Below are 17,820 nucleotides of genomic sequence, written 5' to 3' on the forward strand. Positions count from 1 at the left end.
CATTTTTCGGGGGACCATCAGCCGGTTTTCTCTTCGTAGGCCAAAATCAGATCTGTCACCAGCACACCGTTGACCCGCATTCCCGTCAGGTCGGCATCGTCGATCTGCACCCCTGCCAGCGAGACCCCGCGCAGGGTCACACCAGACAGATTGGCATCCGTAATGAGGGCGCCGGACAGGGTGACATTGTTGAAACGTGCCCCGGCAAGGCTGACGTCCTCAAACTGCGCCTCACTCAGATTGGTATCGGTGAAGGTCGCCTTCGTCAGCACAGCGTAAAACCGGGCCCCGGAGAGGTTAACACCATCAAAATCAGCCCCGGCCATATCGGCCCGCTGATACCGCACGCCCTGCATCTGCTGGCCGTCAAAAGGGGGCTTATCGCACTGGCCACTCATGCAGCATCCTCCGGTCAATCACACGATCCTCACACGATCCTCACACGATCCTCACACGATCCTCACTCGAGGCCTCGAGTGAGGATCGTGTGAGGTATAGATTGAGAACAGACTTTCCCGCCCTTTGCAACCGAGAGACCTTAAGGCCCGATTTTTGCCACGCCGGTTCTGGCGGGCGGCGACACACTTACCGCCACGGGCGGCGGATCTGGCGGTCCAGCTCTTCCATCACCCCGTCGGCGGTGTCACCGGGGGCCAGATCCCACACCCCGGCCACCACCTGAAACGGCAGGGCCGCCTGCCCGTGCGGCAGGGTGGTGCGGGCCAGCGTGTTGACCACCCCTTGCACCTTGCGGCGCACCCCGTCGGCATCGGCGGGGTAAAACAGCACCGCCAGCCCGGCGGGGCCGACCGCGCCGATCAGGTCGGTGCCGCGTACCGAGGCCTGAACCTGTTTAAACAGCAGCTCAAGGCAGGCATCCGCCGCCGTCAGGCCAAAACGCCGCCGCAGGTCATCATGGTTATCCAGATAAAACAGCACCGCCGTTGCCGGAACCGCGCTGACATCCCGCGCCCGCAACACACTGTCGAGGTGGTGATGAAAGGCCCGGGCATGCAGCACCGGCAGGCGCGGGTCGCGGTGCGCCTGCTGATCTAAAAACTGCTCGCGCTGCTCTGCCCGCTCCAGCGCCTCTTTCAGGCCCTCCACCTCGGCGGCGACATGCACCAAGATCTGGCGCAGCTGCGGGCCAAGGTCGCGGGCCTCGACTCCAAACAGTTCCACCGCGTCGCTGACATCAACGCTGTGGCCGGTGGCGGCGGCATAGGGGTTGTGGCGGCGCTCCGCCCCCCGCTGGTGGCCGCCCTGCCGGTCCCGGCTGCCGGGAAACTCGCCCAGCGCACCGGGCGGCGACTGGGTCCGCCAGCCCACCGGCATCACCGCAGACGGTTCATCAATATCAGACATCGCCGTCCCTCCTGACAGTGTGGCCCCCGCCGTTAAGGATACCGTTTTCGCGAAAATTTATCCGCACTTTTTCCGCCGCTGCGGCGGAAACGCTGACCACGCTGGGCGTGCCGTTTGAAACCCGCATCGTCTCTGCCCACCGCACCCCCCAGCGCCTGTATGACTATGCCACCGCCGCCAAAGGGCGCGGCCTGCACTGTATCATCGCCGGGGCCGGCGGGGCGGCCCATCTGCCGGGCATGTGCGCGTCGATGACGCCGCTGCCGGTGTTTGGCGTGCCGGTGGAAAGCAAGGCCCTGAAAGGCATGGACAGCCTGCTGTCGATCGTGCAGATGCCCGCCGGGGTGCCGGTCGGCACGCTGGCCATCGGCCGCGCCGGGGCCGTCAATGCCGCCCTGATTGCCGGGTCGGTGATTGCCCTGCACGATGACGCCGTCGCCGCCGCACTGGATGACTTCCGCCAGCGCCAGACCGATGCCGTCGCCGACGCCCCGGTTGACGCCTGAGCCTCTCCCCCTGACCCTACAGACCAAAAGCGCCGCCATGACCAGCCCCGCCTTTCCCGCCCTGATCCCCCCCGGCTCCACCATCGGTATTCTCGGCGGCGGGCAGCTTGGCCGCATGACGGCACTGGCCGCGGCCCGGCTGGGCTATTCCACCCATGTTTTCTGCCCGGAGCTGGACAGCCCGGCGGCGCAGGTCTGCACCGCCATCACCAACGCCGACTATACCGATGAAGCGGCGCTGGCCCGCTTTGCCGATGCCGTTGACGTGGTGACGCTGGAATTTGAGAACATTCCGCTGTTTCCGGTGGAGTTTCTGGCCGCCCGCAAACCGATGCGCCCGGGCCCGAAGGCCCTTGCCACCGGGCAGGACCGGGTGTCTGAAAAGACCTTCTTCAACGGCTTTGCCGAAACCGCGCCGTGGCGCGCCGTCACCACCCTGCCGGAGCTGGAGGCCGCCGTCGCCGCCATCGGCACCCCGGCGGTGCTGAAGACCGCCCGCATGGGCTATGACGGCAAGGGGCAGGTGAAGATCATGCCCGGCGATGACCTTGCCGCCGCCTGGGCCAGCCTGCGCACCGACAATGCGATTCTGGAAGGCTTTGTGACCTTCACCAAAGAAATCTCGGTGATCGTCGCCCGCTCGCCACAGGGGCAGACCGCCGCCTACTGCCCGGTGGAAAACGTGCACACCAACCATGTGCTGGATACCACCACCGCCCCGGCCCCGATCAGCGACGCCCTGACCGCCGAGGCGATGCGCATCGCCGGCACCGCAGCCGCAGAGCTGGATCTGGTCGGCCTGCTGGCAGTGGAAATGTTTGTGACCGCCGACGGACGCGTGCTGGTCAACGAAATGGCCCCGCGCCCGCACAATTCCGGCCACTGGACTATGGATGCCTGCCTAACCGACCAGTTTGAACAGCTGGTGCGCGCCGTCTGCGGCCTGCCGCTGGGGTCGCCGGAGCGACGCTGTGACGCGGTGATGAAAAATCTGCTCGGCGACGATATTCAAAACTGGCCGGAGCTGCTTGCCAACCCGCAGGCAAAACTCCACCTGTATGGAAAAGCCGAGGCGCGCCCCGGCCGGAAAATGGGCCACGTTAATTTCCTGAAGGGGTAACCTGCGCCCGCGCAGGCCATAAACACCCGCGAACAGTCAAGAGGGGTCAGCGACGTCGTGATTCAAGAATTGCTCTCCACCTATGGATACCTCGCAATCCTGATTATCACCTTCCTTGAAGGGGAGAGCATTGTGATCCTCGCCGGGATCGCCGCCTATCAGGGCCTGATGGATGTCTGGGTCGTGCTGCTGTGCGCGCTGGTCGGCAGCTTCTGCGGTGATCAGTTTTACTACACCATCGGGCGGCGCTACGGCAGCCGCCTGCTGGACCGCTGGCCGACCCTGCGCGACAAGACCGAATGGGCCTTCAAGCTGGTCCGGAAGAACGAGACCCTGTTTATCCTGTCCTTCCGCTTTATCTACGGCGTGCGCAACGTCAGCCCGTTTGTGATCGCCATGTCCGGGGTGCCGCGCATCCGCTTTATGGCCCTTAACTTCATCGCCGCCCTGATCTGGGCGCTGGCCTTTACCTTTGGCGGGTACTTCTTCGGGCAGGCGCTGGAACACTTCCTGGGTGAGCATCAGATGAAGGTGCTGATCGGGCTGGGCGTGCTGGCGGTGCTGATCTGGGTGATCACCTTCGTCCGCCGCAAGCGCCGCGAACGGCGGATCCGCGAGGAAGAAGCCGCCGCCGCAGCCACCGCCGCAGATACCATCCCGGTCAATGCCGCCCTGCCTGCCGATGCCGCCCCGCGCAGCCCCGGCGAAACCGCCTGAGTCCCTTTCCGGCCCGGAGCGTTTAAACCCAGAACATTTAAACCCGGAGCATTTAAAACCGGAGCGTTTAAAATCGAAGGGGTTTTAAACGCTCCGGGCTATCTTTCAGACTCATTCCCTGATATGAGCCATGCCCTTCCGTCGCCAGCACAGTGTGCGACGGCGGCTTCAGGCGACCCCGAACGCGCCCCGACCCGAAAGCGCCGGGACACCGATGCGCCGGGAAACCGGGGTCTAAGCAGTCATTCAGAGGGAAAGAGAACAGGCGTGGATATGCCCGCAGCGCCCCACCATCCTCCCCACGGCTCCGGGCAGGGCAGGACGGAACCACCGGGCCGCGATTATTGCTATTACGGCTATCGCCTGCGCAGCATACTGCCGCTTGAGAGCCTGCCGCCCCTGCCCCCCGGAGGCAGCGCCGATGTCATTCTGGAACACGGGGATGTCCCCCCTGTTCTGAATCCTCTGCGCTGGGAAAACCGGTTCTTTCAGGTCGATACTCTGGGCCGCGGTCTGGTGACACTCGGCGGTTCTCTCCGCTTTCTGGTCACCGGCGGGCGGACCCTGCGGATCAACGACGCAACCCCGGATGCCCGCCGTGACATGGAAACCCTGCTGCAGGGGGCCGTTGCCGGAGTTGTGCTGCACCAGCGCGGCGTTCTGGCCCTGCATGCCAGCTGCGTGGCGGAACAGGGCCGGGCCGTTGCCATCAGCGGGGCCTCGGGTCAGGGTAAGTCCACCCTCGCCGCGGCTCTGGCCGCGCAGGGGCTCAGCCTGCTCAGCGATGATGTGACCCGCATCGACACCACGGCAGTGACGATGCTGGCTTTTCCGGGGCCGTCCCGCGTGCGGCTTTGGCCCGATGCGGCCAAGGCCCTGAATCACACCCCGGAATCTCTCCAGACCGGCCGCACCGGACACCCCAAGCGGCTTCTGGTTCTGCCCCCGGCCCCCGGCCCCGTTCCCCTGACGGCTCTGCTGCGCCTGAGTATAGACACCGGACTGAAGCGCCCGACCCTGACCCGGCTGACGGGAAAAGCCAGCCTTCTGCCTCTGGAGGATCTGGTTTATCGCCTGCATCTGAGTCATCAGCTGGGACGCAGCGGAGAAATCTTCCAGGCCCTGACCAGTCTGATCAGCAGGGTTCCGGTCTACAACCTTGCCCGCACAGGAGACGTCCGCGATTTGCCTGAACTGACGGCACTGGTACGTCAGGTTCTGGCCGACGATACCGCGCAGTGACCCACCCCCTCTGTCCCGGACAGCGGGCCCGCTTTTTTGCAGGAACCACCATTGCGGTTGTAAACCGGAGAGGACTTCCGGAATAAGCGATTCATCTCTACCCGTTCAACTCTCCCCTTCTTTATAAAGGGGTTCCGTCCTTGACTTCTGCCGTTCGGATCGGGCAGGTTGATAGTCCTTTCAGGAGTTTTCCCCTCATGTCAAAAGTCCATAAGACCAGCAAAACCGAGCCGTCTTCCCCGGACCGGAAAATCTGGAAAGCCCCGAAACTTGAGATCGTCAGTGTCGCCGAGCGGACCAACAAGAAGCAGGTTCCCCCCAGCGATGGTCAGACGGCGCACACCCCTTCATGAGTCTTCCCGCCGGGGGGGCGCCCGCACAGTCAGGCATCGTCTGGCTGGCATCCTACCCGAAATCGGGGAATACCTGGGTCCGGCTGTTTCTGGCAGCCTTAACCCAGGTCCCCGATCTGGAAACGATGGCAGGAACCCCCCGTGGGGCCACTGCCGTAGCGATGCTGCAACAGGTATTGGATATTTCCCTCCGGGACCTGTCTGCTGCCGAGACGGAGGCGCTGCGGCCTTGCGCCTATCGCCACCTCGCCATGCGCAACAGCGGCCCCCCTCTGCCGCTGAAGGCCCATGACCGGTATCGGCTGACCCCGGCCGGAGAGCCGCTGTTCCCGCCGGAGGCCAGCCACGGCTGCCTGCATCTGATACGGGATCCCCGTGATCTGTGCCTGTCGCTGGCGGCACACTGTGCCGTGACGGTTGACCGGGCGATCGCGATGATGGCCGAGCCGGACTATACCCCTGTGTCCCCCTCCGGAGCCTCCTCCGGGCTGGTGCCTGAACGCTGGGGGTCATGGTCGGAGCATACCCAGAGCTGGCTGGACGCGCCAATGCACCGGTTGATGCTGCGGTACGAAGACCTTCATGCCGACCCTCTCGGATCGTTTACCGCTATAGCGCAGTTCTGCGGGCTTGGTGATCTGTCGGCACGGGTGGAAGAGGCCATCGGACGGACCCGGTTTGATCAACTGGCCGCGCAGGAGAAAGCCAAAGGCTTTCTCGAACGGCCCGCTGCCCTGCCGAACTTTTTCCGGGTCGGTCAGGCCGGACAGTGGCACAAGGCACTCACCCCGGCCCAACAGTGCCGCATAGAGGCAGATCACGGCCCGCTGATGCTGCGGCTGGGTTATCTGAAATAAGGGTCCAGCAGGCGCAGCAAGGCCATCGCCTGAGCGGACGGGTCCCCCAGTGACCGGCCAGAGGGCACTGTCACCACCGGAAGGGCCGCAAGAGCGGACATCGCTGCCAGCCGTGCCCTCTCCCCCAGAAGGGTCCGGGTCAGTTCGGCAGACCGGCTGATCTGCATCACGGTCCCGAACGCATGCCGCCCCTGTTGCCATTGCGGCCCGGCCCCGCCGACCGCCGGACGCAGCCAGACCACCGCCCGCACCGGCTGAGGGCGTGCCTCGTAACGGTCGGCGCATGACAGCCGGATCCGCCCCCCCGGCCCGGTCGCATCAGGGGTCCCCAGACCAGGCAGCGATACGGATTCCGGCCACAGGGAAAGGCCTGGGCCCGCTGGCAGGACCATGACCCCGGAAGGCTCCGCCGCATCGACGACACAGGCGCTGTCGGCCATCACCCGGCACCCCTGATCCGCCAGCGCCACGGCCAGACAGGTCCGGCCAACGCCCGGCGGACCGGCCAGCAGAAACGCCCCGTCCCCGCAGGCAAGGCTGGCCGCATTCAGCGGAACCAGCCCCCACAGACAGGCCTGCATCAGCAGCGGCAGATCGGTCAGAAATCCCGGCATCCGGCCGGGATCGGCATCCGGCTCCAGCGCCACGTCCACCATCCCGCGTTGCACCATGAAACGGGCAATCCCGGGAACGCGGTGCAGCAGGGCGCCGGTGCGGTCAATCCAGCTGAGGGGGCGGGAACAGACCGGATCAGCGATCGCCTCCGGCACCTCTCCCCAGGCCACACGCACCGGACGGCCAAAGGCAGGCCCGGCCACCGGCGCCAGATCAGGGCAGGAAAAACCGGCGTCGATATCCAGCCCGAATGTATGATAGGCAAGCGACATGGGGACGCCTTTCTGAAACAACAGGGCATTTTTTCCCGCAAAACCGGGGGCCACTTTTGCGGAAAATGCCCCCTCTCTGAAACGACAGGGCATTTTTTCCCGCAAAACCGGAGGCCACTTTTGCGGAAAATGCCCCCTCTCTGAAACGACAGGGCATTTTTTCCCGCAAAACCGGAGGCCACTTTTGCGGAAAATGCCCTGGCCCCACCGATATTTCTGGCTTTCCGGCGGAACATTTACCACTTTCCCCCCTGCCCGGCAGCGTAAAAAACAGGCCTCCGGGCAGAGGCGGACTTTACATGTGCAGGGAATGAAAACGATGGGAGCGTTCTGTGGCATCGTCCGGATGGATGGCGAAGCAGCCGATAAGGCCGAAGCAACCGTCATGGCCGGGGCTTTCGCCGCATCACCGCGCAGCCGTCCGGCCCTGCATTCCGAACCGGGCGGGGTGTTTGCCGCTGTTTCGTTCCCGCTGACCCCCGAAGACCGGTTTGACCGCCAGCCGTGGAGCGGCCGCGACGGCCAGTTGACCCTGCTGTTCGACGGGCGGCTGGATGATCGCGCCGACCTTGCCAGCCGTCTGGGGCTGGATTCCGGAAGGGTCGCCGAGATGGCCGACGGCGCGCTGGTGCTGGCCGCCTATGAACGCTGGGGGACAGGGTTTCTCGCCGGTCTGTCCGGCCCCTGGGTTCTGGCCGTATGGGACAGCGGGGCGCGGAAGCTGGTGCTGGCCCGGGACCCCATGGGGGGCCGGTCCCTGTTCTTTCACCGCGACGGGCCGGTGGTGACCTTCGCCGCCAGCACCATGGCACTGCTGCGCCTGCACCGTGTCGCCCGGGATCTGGACGAAACCGTCCTCGGCGATCTGCTGATGCTGACCATGACAGAGCGTAACCGCACCTTCTACCGGGATATCAGCCGGGTTCCGGGGGGCTGTCTGGTGATCTGCACCCCCGGCGCAATGACGGTGGAACCCTTCTGGCAGCCGCCCACCGACCAACCGCTGCGGCTTTCCAGCGACGGGGAGTATGTTGAAGCCGGGCGGGACCTTCTGGACCGGGCGGTGCGCGCCAGTCTCCGCAGCCTCACGCCGGTGGCGGTTCTGGGCTCCGGCGGTCTGGATTCCGGCGGGATTGCCGCAACCGCAGCCCGGCAGATGGCCCCCGCTCAGATTCCCCTGTACTCCCGTGCCCCTCCGCCGGGCTGGCACGGTCCGGAACAGCCCCACCTGTACCCCGATGAACGCCCGAAACTTGCGGCACTGGCCGCCCTGCATCCGAACCTGCGGGTGCACGTGGTCGACCGGCCCGGCCCCCACCGCTTTGACAGCGATCAGACCTGCCTGTTCCAGCGTTACGGGATGCCCGTCCGGGCCGCAGACAATATCGGCTGGCTGCTGGCCGCGGTGGAAGAGGCCCGTGCCGCCGGGCATCGGGTGTTGCTGACCGGGGATTATGGCAACACGACCCTGACCGCACCGGGCCGGGCCGCGCCAATGGCCCTGTTACGGCAGGGGCAGCTTCTGGCACTGATGCGGGAGCTGGCAGGCTGGCGCCGCCGCAATGGCTGGCCGTGGCACACGGTGATCTATCAGGCCCTGATCCGGCAGATCAAATGGCTGGAAACCCGGGGCATCACTGGCCGCAGCCGGAGCACATGGCGCGACTGGAGCCTGATCACGCCCGAAGCCGTTGCCGGTCTGGATCTTGAACAGCGCGCCAGAAACGGGGGCGCCCCCGGCTTTCCGCTGCCGACATCCAGCGCCGCCCAGTCCCGGGGGTTCATCCTGCAACAGTACGGTTCCCTGCTTGGTGATCTGGTGGCGCAGACGGTGGCGGTTGACGGCTATGAGCTGCGCGCGCCGCTGGCCTATCTGCCGCTGGTGGAGTTCACACTGCGGGTACCGTCCACCCAGTTCTGCCGTGACGGTCAGCTCCGCTGGCTGGCCCGCCGGGTGCTGGCCGACCGCCTCCCCGACGCCTGCCTGACGGAAACCAGAGTCGGCGCCCAGCACCCCGAATGGTTCGACACCCTGTCCAGCCTGCGGGACTCCTATCAGGCTGATCTGGATCGCCTTGGGTCCTCGTCGCAGGTGGCCCGCATGGTGGACATCAAGCGGGCACAGGCGCTGCTGGATGACTGGCCGCAGGACGCGGAAGCAGCCCTGCGGCAGCGGGATCACTATGCCAATGCCCTCTGCCGGGGGCTGCACGTCGCCCGCTTCATCCGCTGGAATGAAGGCGGAAACGGGTAAGGCAGCCGGCCAGCCAGAGCTTGTTCTTCGATTGAGAGAAACCCACTCAACCGGAAAATGCTTTATAGGGCGTATCCCAGCCGTACCATCATCTCGCCATGATCGCGTTCGATCCGGCGCACCTGCGCCGGTGTCAACGCCGCCTGCCAGCCCCCGGCCCGCCCGACGCGGAAATGACTGCGGCCATCACCGCGCAAGGCAAAGCCTTCCTGCCGGTCCCGCGCCTTCAGCCGGTCAAACCGGGTTGCTTCCACTGCGGCGGCAATCTGCTCTGACGCCGTGGGCAAAGCGGCAAAAGCGGCCATTCTGGTGAACTCCCCCACCGGATCGACCAGAAGGTCCTCGTAGCGGATCAGCAGGCGCGGCACCTCTTCGGCGGTCAGCCAGCTCCGGCAATGACTGCTCCAGTCCAGCAGGAGAATGGGCAACTGTGGCCCGGCCACCGCATCGGGGTCAAAGTCCAGCCGGTATCCGGGATCCGCCATCCGGGCAATGGCCTCATCCTGATCACAGTCAAAAAACTCGGCGAAGGACACGGCAATATCGCGGGGATCGCGGACCAGATGGATCGCCCCTGCCGTTGCCCGGGCGGACAGGCGGGCCCCGCCCTCCTCTGTCCGGATCCATGCATCGTGGGTCCGGTACAGGCCGGGGCGGGACAGATGGCGGGCTTCCGCCTCCAGCCGCAGCGGCTTCAGCGTGATCGCCTCATCCGGCGTCAGATCCGCCAGCTTGATACCCAGCGCCTCATCGAAGCCCAGCAGCCCAAAATCAACCGGAACCCGCAGGACCTGATCCCGGATGCTCGGCGCGTCCCCGGATCCGGCCAGAAGCTGCGCCACGAACAGGCGCAGCCACGTGCTGCCGGATTTCGGATAGGCGGCAATCCAGATGATTTTTCGGATATCAGACAAAATCGCACAGTCTCCGGCTTTGATACAGGCTTGTGGGATGACAGCCCCCTGCGCTTCTATCAATTGCGTCTTCTTCAAAACAGTTTTCTTTTACAGGCCGTTATGCTGTATAGGCCGGGACCCTGCGCCCCCGGAAGACCGCATTCCCCCAGGGGTGGACAGCTTTCGGCCGATAATGCCATAAATCTTCAGACTTATAATTTTACAGGATGCCCAGCCCGATGAGCGGACTTTCTGCGGGGACCACCCTCGTACGGAACAAGGATATGCTCTTTTCCCACATTCATCATGAAGTGGTGATTTTCCACATGATGAAGGGGGCATACTTTTCGCTCGACGCGATCGGGGCGGATATCTGGTCCCGCCTTGACACCCCGATGACTGTGGCCGCCCTGTGTGACAGCCTGACAGCCGATTATGACGGAGACCGCGCTGAGATTGAGCGGGACGTTCTGCTGCTGTTGGCTGACATGATGGACACCGATCTGGTCATCCCGCACCAGCCATGAGGCTGAGATCAGGACGGCCTTCCGCCGCCAGTCCGGTAAACAAGAGCCTGATCGGTAAATAAGGTGCTGTGATGAGAAAAACGGTCGAACTGGGTGGCTGGCGATACTGCGGCGACATCCTGCCCCCGGGCGAGATTGCCGCCGACCCCGATGCCCCTGCCGACATCACCGTCACCGTCACCGCCGTTCCTGCCATGCCGGAGGACTGCTCTCCGGGCCATCCTCTGTGGCGGACCCTGACCGATGGGCGGATCCTGCTGTCTGTGCCGGGGATCGGCCGCTTCTGCCTGTCCGGGGGAGACAGGGTTGATGTCGAACCGGCCACCGGGGCCGATCCGGTCAGCCTTGGCCTGCTCCTGAGCGGACCGGTTCTGGCCGTGCTGAACCGCCAGCGCGGTCTGCTTCCCTTCGACGGGGCCGCGCTTGGCCTGAACGGTGGTGCCCTGCTGGCCGTCGGGGCCTCCGGCGTGGGGAAAAGCACTCTGGCCGCCGTTCTGGCACAACAGGGGTGGCCGGTACTGGCCGACGGGGTTGTCTCCGTCTCGTCCCGGAAGGACGGGGCAGAGCTGATACGGGGTGCCGCCTGCCTGCGGCTGTGGCGACGGTCAGCCCAGATGCTGGGCCTTGATCTTCAGGGGTATCCGCCGCTGCGGCCCGGGGTCCCCCGGTTTGACACCCGGTGGAGTGGCCTGCCCCCCGGCCCCCGGCCCATCACCGGGATCGCCATCCTGCTGAACCGGGCCGCCCGGCCGGAGTGCGAGCGGCTGTCTCCGGGGCAGGCGGTGGCCTGCCTGACACGCGCCCTGTGGAGCCGCCCGGCCTATGCGGAAGACCGGCCCGGCGCAGCGGCGTTGATCGCTGACCTCGCGGCGCTGACGACATCGGTCCCCTGCTGGCGTCTGACGCTGGCGGAGGACCTTGACGCAATGGCATCCACAGCCGATTTACTGAAGCAGTCGGTCAACCTGTAAAAGAATGCATCCATAATACGCTTACATCTTTTACCGCGTGCCCTCTTCAGGAATGGAGGAGGGAAAGACAGCGCGCCCGATCTGACCGGCCCGCTCCAGCAGAGAGTCCGGTGCACCCGGATCAGACAGCAGCAGCAGACTGGATGTCACCACCGGCGCGCCGCAGTACCCGAAGATTCCGTGATCAATCTGCGTTTTCATGGCCCCCTCATAGCCATGCCGGGCATAGGTTCCCTGATCTGCTCCGCCGATTGCGACCAGATGAACGGAAAGCCACCCCAGCTTTTTCCGGATCACCGCATCCGCCCGGTCATCATACGCCCAGCCGCTGGTGAACACCCGGTCAATCCAGCCTTTCAGCAGGGCCGGCATCGACCACCAGTACACCGGATAGACCAGAACCAGCGCATCAGACCGTTGCAGGCGGGCCTGCTCCGCCGCCACATCGGCGGGGACCGGGGCCCGATGCAGGTGCACGGCATTATCCGCCGCCGTATAGCGGGGATCAAACCCCTCGGCGGCCAGATCCACCAGCTCAACGCTCGCCCCGGGGGTGCCTGCGGTGATTCCCCCGGCGATGCTCCGGGCAATCCGCTGCGTCAGCGCTTCACGCTCCGGGTGGGCAACAATGATGGTAGAGTGCATGGTGCGTCCTCCTGATCCGTGGCCGCGACCCACAGCCACAAAAATATACGAAAAGTAACTTACCTTTAGTATATAGAGACATCCGACAATGCCGACAACACCTGACTCTCAAAAAAGTAAGCGCGTCCGCCTCAGCCGCGCGGAACGGCTGAGGCAACTGATTGATGTGTCGTGGGACATCATCCGGCAGGACGGGACCGATGCCCTGACCCTGCCGAACCTCGCCCTGCGGGCACAGGTCGCCAAGCCGGTTGTCTATGACCACTTCGGCACACGCAACGGCCTGCTGGCCCGGCTGTATCAGGACTTTGATCAACGGCAGACGGCCCGGATCGATATCGCGCTTGCCGGAAGCGGGCCGACCCTGCGGGAGACGGCAAGGGTGATCGCAACATCCTACATCTCCTGCGTCTTCGCACAGGGTCAGGAGATTCCCGGAGTTCTGGCGGCCCTCGCCGGTTCGCCGGAACTGGAGGCGGTCAGGCGGGAGTATCAGCGGGCCTTTCTTGCCAAATGCCGGACCATCCTGAGCCCCTTTTCTCCGCAGCAAACCATCAGACCGGCAGCGCTGTGGGCGATGCTGGGGGCGGCGGATACCCTCTCGGCGGTGGCGGCATCGGGGGAAATTGCCCTTGAGGAGGCCACCGGAGAACTGTCACGCCTGATCATGGCCATTCCTGACAGCAGCGCCCCCGGCGAAAGCCTCTGACCCGGCTATAATCGCCCCTTGCATTCGTTTGCAAAATCGGGCATCCCTGCCGCCAACGCCGGATGGTTGTACGTTTCCGATCAATCCGGCGCCCCCTTTCTTCCTTGGCGGACAGCGACAGGCGATGACCCCCGGCACCCAGCCCCCTGCGGCCAGAGTCACTTCTCTTGATGTTGCCCGGCTGGCGAATGTCTCGCAGTCGGCAGTGTCGCGCACCTTTACGCCCGGGGCCAGCGTGTCTGAAAAAACGCGGGAACGGGTGCTGGCCGCCGCCGCCCACCTTGGCTACCGCCCCAACATTCTGGCCCGCAGCCTGATCACCGGACGCAGCAACATGGTCGGGCTGGTGCTGTCAGAGCTGTCAAACCCCTATTACCCGCCGCTGCTGGAAAAACTGTCCGGTGCCCTGCAGGCGCAGGGGCGGCACCTGCTGCTGTTCACCGTCCCCCATGATCAGGATGTGGAAACGCTGATCCCCCGCGTGCTGCAATATCAGGTCGATGCGGTGGTGATCTGCGCCGGTACGGTCTCCTCCGGCATGGCTGCCGCCTGTGCCCGCGACCGCCGCCCGGTGCTGCTGCTTAACCGCACCGCCAGCCACCCGCAGGCCGACCATGTGCTGTGCGATAATGAGGATGGCGGACGGCAGGCCGCCGCCGCCCTGATCGCCGCCGGATGCCAGCGGCTGGGGCTGATCCACGGTCAGTCCGGCACCATGACCGCCGACCTGCGGGCCCGGGGCTTTCTGGCCGAAGCCGCCCGCGCCGCCGTGCCGGTGCGGCAGGCGGACGGCGGCTTTACCGCTGCGGGCGGGGCAGAGGCTGCCCGCTGCCTGCTGACCGGGCCGGAAGCGCCGGTTGACGGCCTGTTCGCCGCCAACGACCTGATGGCGCTGGAAGCCCTGCGGGTGGCGGAAACACTGGGGCGGTCTGTGCCACAGGACCTGAAGATCATCGGCTTTGACGATATCCCCGATGCCGCCCGCTTCGGCCTTTCCACCCTGCGTCAGCCGCTGGAAGATCTGGTGCAGGCGCTGGCGGCACAGCTGGAAGCCCGCCTGAACGGGGCCCCGGCAGCCCCGCCGCAGGTGCTGCCGGTCTGCCTGATCCGCCGGGCCTCCCTCGGTGCGGCCTGACCCTTTTTTCTTTCTCCCCCTTCCTCTCTCCCTCAGAAAGCAGCGGTTATGGTCCCTGACTCCCTTGCCCCCTATGTTGAATATGTCGGCTCCACCGCCGGGGCGCTGACGACTTTCGCGTTTCTGCCGCAGGTGATCAAAGTGTGGCGGACCCGCTGTGCTGATGACCTGTCCTTCCTGACCTTTGCGGTGTTCTGTCTGGGGGTGGCCCTGTGGATGGCCTATGGCGTGCTGATTTCCTCGCCGCCGCTGATCGTCACCAATGCCATCACCTTCGTGCTGGCGCTGGCGCTGGTGGTGATGAAAATCGCCTTTACCCGGAAGGCGTGACAGCCACCCGCCGCCAGACGGAACGGCAGGCAGCAGAAAGGGCGCCCCACCGGAGCGCCCTTTTTTACGCCTGATCAGGTTTCAACCCGCCAAAGCTCAGCCGTTAAGACCTCAGCCCGTGCGAACGGTGCGGATAAACCGCTCCACTTCCTGACTCAGCAGGCCCGATTGCAGGGCCAGATCGGCGGCGGACTGCTGCACCTGTGCCGCAACACTGCTGGCCTCCTGCGACGTGGCGGCAATGCGCCCGACGTTGCCGGTGACGATTTCCGTCCCCTGTGCCGCCTCCACCGCATTGCGGGCGATTTCCTGCGTGGCGGCGCCCTGCTGTTCCACCGCAGAGGCAATCGCCGCCGACACCTGGCTCATCCGGGCGATCTGCTGACTGATCAGCCCCATCGCCTGCACCGCCGCCGTGGTGGCCGACTGCACATCCTCAATCTGGGCGGCAATCTCGCTGGTGGCGCGGCTGGTCTGGGTGGCAAGGCTTTTCACCTCATTCGCCACCACGGCAAACCCCTTGCCGGTATCCCCGGCCCGCGCCGCCTCGATCGTCGCATTCAGGGCCAGCAGGTTGGTCTGGCTGGCAATGTCGTTGATCAGCCCGACCACATCGCCGATCTTCTGCACCGCGCCGGACAGACCTTCGACCACATGGGCGGTCTGTTCCGCCTGCTGCACCGCCTCGCCGGACAGTACGGAAGACTGTTCCACCTGCCGGGCGATTTCCTGAATGGAGGCCGACAGCTGTTCCGAGGCCGACGCCACGGTCTGCACGTTGGCCGATGCCTGATCCGCCGCGCCGGTGGCCTCGGCCCCCCGGCTGTTCACCTCGCCGGAGATATCGGACATCACCTGCGCATTGCTCTGCATTGACCGTGCCGCTTCCGACACCGCCCCCACCACTGTGCTGACCGTCTGCTCGAAGGTGTCGGCCATCTCATTCAGCAGGGCCCGCTTATCGGCCTCGGCCTGTTCAGCCAGCCGCGCCTGTTCGGCTTCCAGCCTGCGGGCGGCTTCCCCCTTGCTCTTGAAGACGGCCACGGCGCGGGCCATTTCGCCGACCTCGTCACCGCGCCCGGTGCCATCCACCGTCACCGTCAGATCCCCGGCGGCCAGACGCTCCATCACCCGGCCCAGCCGCGACAGCGGGCTGGTCACCCCCTGCGCCACCAGCCAGATCGCCAGCGCCAGCGTCATCAGCGTTGCCGCGGCCGGAACCGCCACCGACAGCACCACCAGCCGGTCAGCCTGCAGTTGCAGATCCGCCGACAGGGTGTCGGTCTCAGCCACCAGTGCCACCGTCATCGGCAGCAGGATCTTACCGATCGCATCCACCTCCGGCAGGAAAGCGGAGCGGAACAGGCTGTTCGCCTCCTGATCGCGGTTCTGCACCGCCAGCGCGGCAATCGCCCCGGCACTGGTAAAGGCGGTATCAAACCGCTTTCTGATCTCGGCCAGATCATTGCCGTAGCGCGGCAGCGCCGTCACGGCCTTCTGCAACCGCTCATAAAAGTCTGCCTGCACGGTCGGCAGGGTTTCCTTCAGGCGGGTGATTTCGGCCACATCCTCTTCCGCGATCATGGTGGCCATCGTTGCCCGCAGCACCGTGGCGACGCGGTTAGCCGCAACCATCTGCACCTGCCCGCTGGCATTGCTGTTCAGCAGCCCGCTGTACCTCTCGTCCATCCGGTGCATCTGCCACGCGGTAATCGCCGCGCACCCGACCGAGACCACCCCCAGCAGCAGCAGCACCAGCAGAACTTTGGTCCGTACCCGCATGTTTACCAGCATCATACACTCCGCTTCCCTGCCCCGCCGAGCAGACGGGGCCTGCATCCCGAACGCCCCACAGGCAGCGCCAGAGCACTGCCGGGGTCTTAAAGCGGTAGCCGGTTAAGGCGGGACAATCAACCGATATCCATACGACCAAATAATTACGTATTTATAATATAGATGGATTTTCATATGTCAGCATCCATTAAATCCACATTGGGCCGGGCCTTACCGCCTCTGCTCCTCTTCCCCTACCCAGCCCGACGCACCGGGGCAGTCTGGGGGGGCAATCTGGTCGCCTGAGGCTATATCGCAGCCGCAATATCAATTAATAATGATTATTATAATTAATTTCTAGCCGAATCAGTCATCCGGCAGAAGACCCAACGTCTGAAGAATGACGCGGTCAGCATCTGCCCCCGTCAGGTATTTTCCGTTGCCGGATTGCCCCCATCCCCCGGAGACCGGGCGGGCCGACGGCAGCGGCGCCACCGCAGCGGCCAGCATATCGGCGATGGCCTGTTCAAAAAACCGCAGCGTCTGCGGCGGGGTCTGGCCCTTGGCCTGCATCGAGGCCATCCGCTGCCGGAACAGCCCGGTGCACAGGCTGAGTGTCTCCGCCCCCGGCAGCTCCAGCTCCGCCCCCCGCTTCAGCGCGGCGGCAGCGGTCGGGGCGTCGGTGGCAGCGGGCCAGGGCCGCCGCATCTCCTCCCCCCAGCAGTCGGCGCGGGCGTCGTCAAAGGCAGCAACCAGATCCACCGCATCAGGCCAGACCCTGACCGTTGCAACCCCGTCAAGGGGAGTGGAAGCAGCAGCGCGCGACGGCAAGGCTATCTGGCTGCCGGGCTGTAGCCTCTCCACTCTGGACTCTAACTTCTGGCTTATGGGCTCTGGCCTCTGGGTCGGGGGTGGCTGCACCGCCACCCCACCGCAAACCGCAGCCTCTTCGGCGGGGGGTGGTGAATTTTTCTGTTTCGTTTCAACGGCTTTTCGACTTCTGCGTGATCCCGGAAGCGCCCCGGTCTTTGCGCTGCGTTCGCCGTCTTTGCGCTTCTGTTCATCGCGGATCATCCGGCGGCAATAGATGGTCGAGCCCCGGGCCGCCCGGCTGAAAACCCCGGCGTCTTCAAGTTCTGACAACAGGGCCGTGACCTCTGCCGGGGTGATGCCGCACAGGATCGCCAGCTGCGCATCCGTGACCGGCCGCCCGTTAACGGTCAGGTGGCCATAGGGGTCCGCCTCATGCATCAGGCACAGCATTTCCGCCCACAGGCCACGGGCAGCCAGCCCGCACATGCGCAGCTGCGGGTCAGCCCGCCAGTCAGCGGGATAGAACTTCATCCACGGCTTTTTTGCGGGGATCTCGGCAGTCATCGCGGCTCTCCTGTCTGTGTCTGCGGTCTCTTCCAGCACGGAAGAAACCGAAACCTTAGCGGAAAGCCCGGAGAGGGGAGAAACCGGGGGAATACCGTCAAGCCATGACGACACCCCCGCAGCAGCCACAGGGCTGGCGGGACAGAAAAGTCTTAT

19 protein-coding genes are annotated in these 17,820 nt (G+C 65.1%); 12 read left to right on the forward strand and 7 right to left on the reverse strand.

The annotated features are described in order from the left end of the window. Positions 1-17: 17 nt before the first annotated feature. Positions 18-398, reverse strand: coding sequence for a pentapeptide repeat-containing protein (locus G365_RS0103185; RefSeq protein WP_019644059.1), 381 nt, complete (start codon positions 396-398; stop codon positions 18-20). A 187-nt stretch (positions 399-585) separates the two neighbouring features. Then, on the reverse strand, positions 586-1,365 hold the full coding sequence (locus tag G365_RS0103190; RefSeq protein ID WP_019644060.1) for a GGDEF domain-containing protein: 780 nt from the start codon (positions 1,363-1,365) through the stop codon (positions 586-588). 38 nt (positions 1,366-1,403) lie between these two features. On the opposite strand from G365_RS0103190, the gene purE reads away from it, so the two are divergent. The 6 genes from purE (at position 1,404) to G365_RS0103220 (ending at position 6,160) form a co-directional block, all read left to right on the forward strand. Then, positions 1,404-1,871, forward strand: a complete 468-nt coding sequence (gene purE, locus G365_RS20095; RefSeq protein WP_051089832.1) for a 5-(carboxyamino)imidazole ribonucleotide mutase — start codon at positions 1,404-1,406, stop codon at positions 1,869-1,871. A 37-nt stretch (positions 1,872-1,908) separates the two neighbouring features. After that, positions 1,909-2,991: a 5-(carboxyamino)imidazole ribonucleotide synthase gene (locus G365_RS0103200; RefSeq protein WP_019644062.1), complete on the forward strand. Its 1,083-nt coding sequence runs from the start codon at positions 1,909-1,911 to the stop codon at positions 2,989-2,991. Between the two features lie 57 nt (positions 2,992-3,048). Then, a complete protein-coding gene (locus G365_RS20100; RefSeq protein WP_019644063.1) occupies positions 3,049-3,708 on the forward strand; it encodes a DedA family protein in 660 nt (219 codons plus the stop codon). A gap of 267 nt (positions 3,709-3,975) precedes the next feature. Further along, positions 3,976-4,950, forward strand: a complete 975-nt coding sequence (locus tag G365_RS20105; RefSeq protein WP_211217648.1) for a serine kinase — start codon at positions 3,976-3,978, stop codon at positions 4,948-4,950. A gap of 197 nt (positions 4,951-5,147) precedes the next feature. Beyond that, positions 5,148-5,303 carry a hypothetical protein gene (locus G365_RS23745; protein WP_019644065.1) on the forward strand — a complete coding sequence of 52 codons (156 nt, stop codon included), beginning with the start codon at positions 5,148-5,150 and terminating at the stop codon, positions 5,301-5,303. Further along, the gene (locus tag G365_RS0103220) at positions 5,300-6,160 is read left to right on the forward strand and encodes a sulfotransferase domain-containing protein (protein ID WP_019644066.1); all 861 of its coding nucleotides are present in this window, start codon (positions 5,300-5,302) and stop codon (positions 6,158-6,160) included. The genes G365_RS23745 and G365_RS0103220 overlap by 4 nt, the downstream gene beginning before the upstream one ends. Here G365_RS0103220 and G365_RS0103225 read toward each other — a convergent pair. Further along, entirely contained in the window at positions 6,148-7,047 is a 900-nt protein-coding gene (locus G365_RS0103225; protein WP_019644067.1) for a hypothetical protein, read from the reverse strand. The two genes, G365_RS0103220 and G365_RS0103225, sit on opposite strands and share 13 nt — an antisense overlap. Positions 7,048-7,366: 319 nt before the next feature. On the opposite strand from G365_RS0103225, the gene G365_RS0103230 reads away from it, so the two are divergent. After that, positions 7,367-9,301 carry an asparagine synthetase B family protein gene (locus G365_RS0103230; protein WP_019644068.1) on the forward strand — a complete coding sequence of 645 codons (1,935 nt, stop codon included), beginning with the start codon at positions 7,367-7,369 and terminating at the stop codon, positions 9,299-9,301. Positions 9,302-9,363: 62 nt separating this feature from the next. Here the strand turns inward: G365_RS0103230 and G365_RS0103235 are convergent, their stop codons facing one another. Then, the gene (locus G365_RS0103235; protein ID WP_019644069.1) at positions 9,364-10,215 is read right to left on the reverse strand and encodes a sulfotransferase domain-containing protein; all 852 of its coding nucleotides are present in this window, start codon (positions 10,213-10,215) and stop codon (positions 9,364-9,366) included. 221 nt (positions 10,216-10,436) lie between these two features. Between G365_RS0103235 and G365_RS0103240 the strand changes: the two genes are divergently transcribed. Next, positions 10,437-10,724, forward strand: a complete 288-nt coding sequence (locus tag G365_RS0103240) for a PqqD family protein (RefSeq protein ID WP_019644070.1) — start codon at positions 10,437-10,439, stop codon at positions 10,722-10,724. Positions 10,725-10,795: 71 nt separating this feature from the next. Then, complete coding sequence (locus G365_RS0103245) at positions 10,796-11,695, forward strand: phosphoenolpyruvate carboxykinase (ATP) (protein WP_019644071.1); 900 nt, start codon at positions 10,796-10,798, stop codon at positions 11,693-11,695. 30 nt (positions 11,696-11,725) lie between these two features. Here G365_RS0103245 and G365_RS0103250 read toward each other — a convergent pair whose 3' ends face one another. Further along, the gene (locus G365_RS0103250) at positions 11,726-12,340 is read right to left on the reverse strand and encodes an NAD(P)H-dependent oxidoreductase (protein ID WP_019644072.1); all 615 of its coding nucleotides are present in this window, start codon (positions 12,338-12,340) and stop codon (positions 11,726-11,728) included. An 88-nt stretch (positions 12,341-12,428) separates the two neighbouring features. Between G365_RS0103250 and G365_RS0103255 the strand changes: the two genes are divergently transcribed. The 3 genes from G365_RS0103255 to G365_RS0103265 all read left to right on the forward strand — a co-directional run bounded on the left by G365_RS0103255 (position 12,429) and on the right by G365_RS0103265 (position 14,514). Then, positions 12,429-13,049 carry a TetR/AcrR family transcriptional regulator gene (locus G365_RS0103255; RefSeq protein ID WP_026345057.1) on the forward strand — a complete coding sequence of 207 codons (621 nt, stop codon included), beginning with the start codon at positions 12,429-12,431 and terminating at the stop codon, positions 13,047-13,049. A gap of 124 nt (positions 13,050-13,173) precedes the next feature. Further along, positions 13,174-14,184: a LacI family DNA-binding transcriptional regulator gene (locus G365_RS0103260; RefSeq protein WP_019644074.1), complete on the forward strand. Its 1,011-nt coding sequence runs from the start codon at positions 13,174-13,176 to the stop codon at positions 14,182-14,184. 48 nt (positions 14,185-14,232) lie between these two features. Further along, entirely contained in the window at positions 14,233-14,514 is a 282-nt protein-coding gene (locus G365_RS0103265) for a SemiSWEET family sugar transporter (protein ID WP_019644075.1), read from the forward strand. Positions 14,515-14,625: 111 nt separating this feature from the next. Here G365_RS0103265 and G365_RS0103270 read toward each other — a convergent pair whose 3' ends face one another. Both G365_RS0103270 and G365_RS22630 read right to left on the reverse strand, forming a co-directional pair. After that, complete coding sequence (locus G365_RS0103270; protein WP_019644076.1) at positions 14,626-16,311, reverse strand: methyl-accepting chemotaxis protein; 1,686 nt, start codon at positions 16,309-16,311, stop codon at positions 14,626-14,628. 342 nt (positions 16,312-16,653) lie between these two features. Then, positions 16,654-17,664 (reverse strand): winged helix-turn-helix domain-containing protein, encoded by a 1,011-nt coding sequence (locus tag G365_RS22630; protein WP_019644077.1) that lies wholly within the window; start codon positions 17,662-17,664, stop codon positions 16,654-16,656. Between the last annotated feature and the right edge of the window lie 156 nt (positions 17,665-17,820).

The sequence above is a fragment of the Novispirillum itersonii subsp. itersonii ATCC 12639 genome, assembly GCF_000381985.1.
Classification (GTDB): domain Bacteria; phylum Pseudomonadota; class Alphaproteobacteria; order Rhodospirillales; family Rhodospirillaceae; genus Novispirillum; species Novispirillum itersonii.

Excerpts from the sequence above, each read along its gene's own strand:
- G365_RS0103185 (WP_019644059.1), bottom strand. The coding sequence starts at position 398 with ATGAGTGGCCAGTGCGATAAGCCCCCTTTTGACGGCCAGCAGATGCAG.
- G365_RS0103190 (WP_019644060.1), bottom strand. The coding sequence starts at position 1,365 with ATGTCTGATATTGATGAACCGTCTGCGGTGATGCCGGTGGGCTGGCGG.
- G365_RS0103200 (WP_019644062.1), top strand. The coding sequence starts at position 1,909 with ATGACCAGCCCCGCCTTTCCCGCCCTGATCCCCCCCGGCTCCACCATC.
- G365_RS23745 (WP_019644065.1), top strand. The coding sequence starts at position 5,148 with ATGTCAAAAGTCCATAAGACCAGCAAAACCGAGCCGTCTTCCCCGGAC.
- G365_RS0103220 (WP_019644066.1), top strand. The coding sequence starts at position 5,300 with ATGAGTCTTCCCGCCGGGGGGGCGCCCGCACAGTCAGGCATCGTCTGG.
- G365_RS0103225 (WP_019644067.1), bottom strand. The coding sequence starts at position 7,047 with ATGTCGCTTGCCTATCATACATTCGGGCTGGATATCGACGCCGGTTTT.
- G365_RS0103230 (WP_019644068.1), top strand. The coding sequence starts at position 7,367 with ATGGGAGCGTTCTGTGGCATCGTCCGGATGGATGGCGAAGCAGCCGAT.
- G365_RS0103240 (WP_019644070.1), top strand. The coding sequence starts at position 10,437 with ATGAGCGGACTTTCTGCGGGGACCACCCTCGTACGGAACAAGGATATG.
- G365_RS0103245 (WP_019644071.1), top strand. The coding sequence starts at position 10,796 with ATGAGAAAAACGGTCGAACTGGGTGGCTGGCGATACTGCGGCGACATC.
- G365_RS0103250 (WP_019644072.1), bottom strand. The coding sequence starts at position 12,340 with ATGCACTCTACCATCATTGTTGCCCACCCGGAGCGTGAAGCGCTGACG.
- G365_RS0103255 (WP_026345057.1), top strand. The coding sequence starts at position 12,429 with ATGCCGACAACACCTGACTCTCAAAAAAGTAAGCGCGTCCGCCTCAGC.
- G365_RS0103260 (WP_019644074.1), top strand. The coding sequence starts at position 13,174 with ATGACCCCCGGCACCCAGCCCCCTGCGGCCAGAGTCACTTCTCTTGAT.
- G365_RS0103265 (WP_019644075.1), top strand. The coding sequence starts at position 14,233 with ATGGTCCCTGACTCCCTTGCCCCCTATGTTGAATATGTCGGCTCCACC.
- G365_RS0103270 (WP_019644076.1), bottom strand. The coding sequence starts at position 16,311 with ATGATGCTGGTAAACATGCGGGTACGGACCAAAGTTCTGCTGGTGCTG.
- G365_RS22630 (WP_019644077.1), bottom strand. The coding sequence starts at position 17,664 with ATGACTGCCGAGATCCCCGCAAAAAAGCCGTGGATGAAGTTCTATCCC.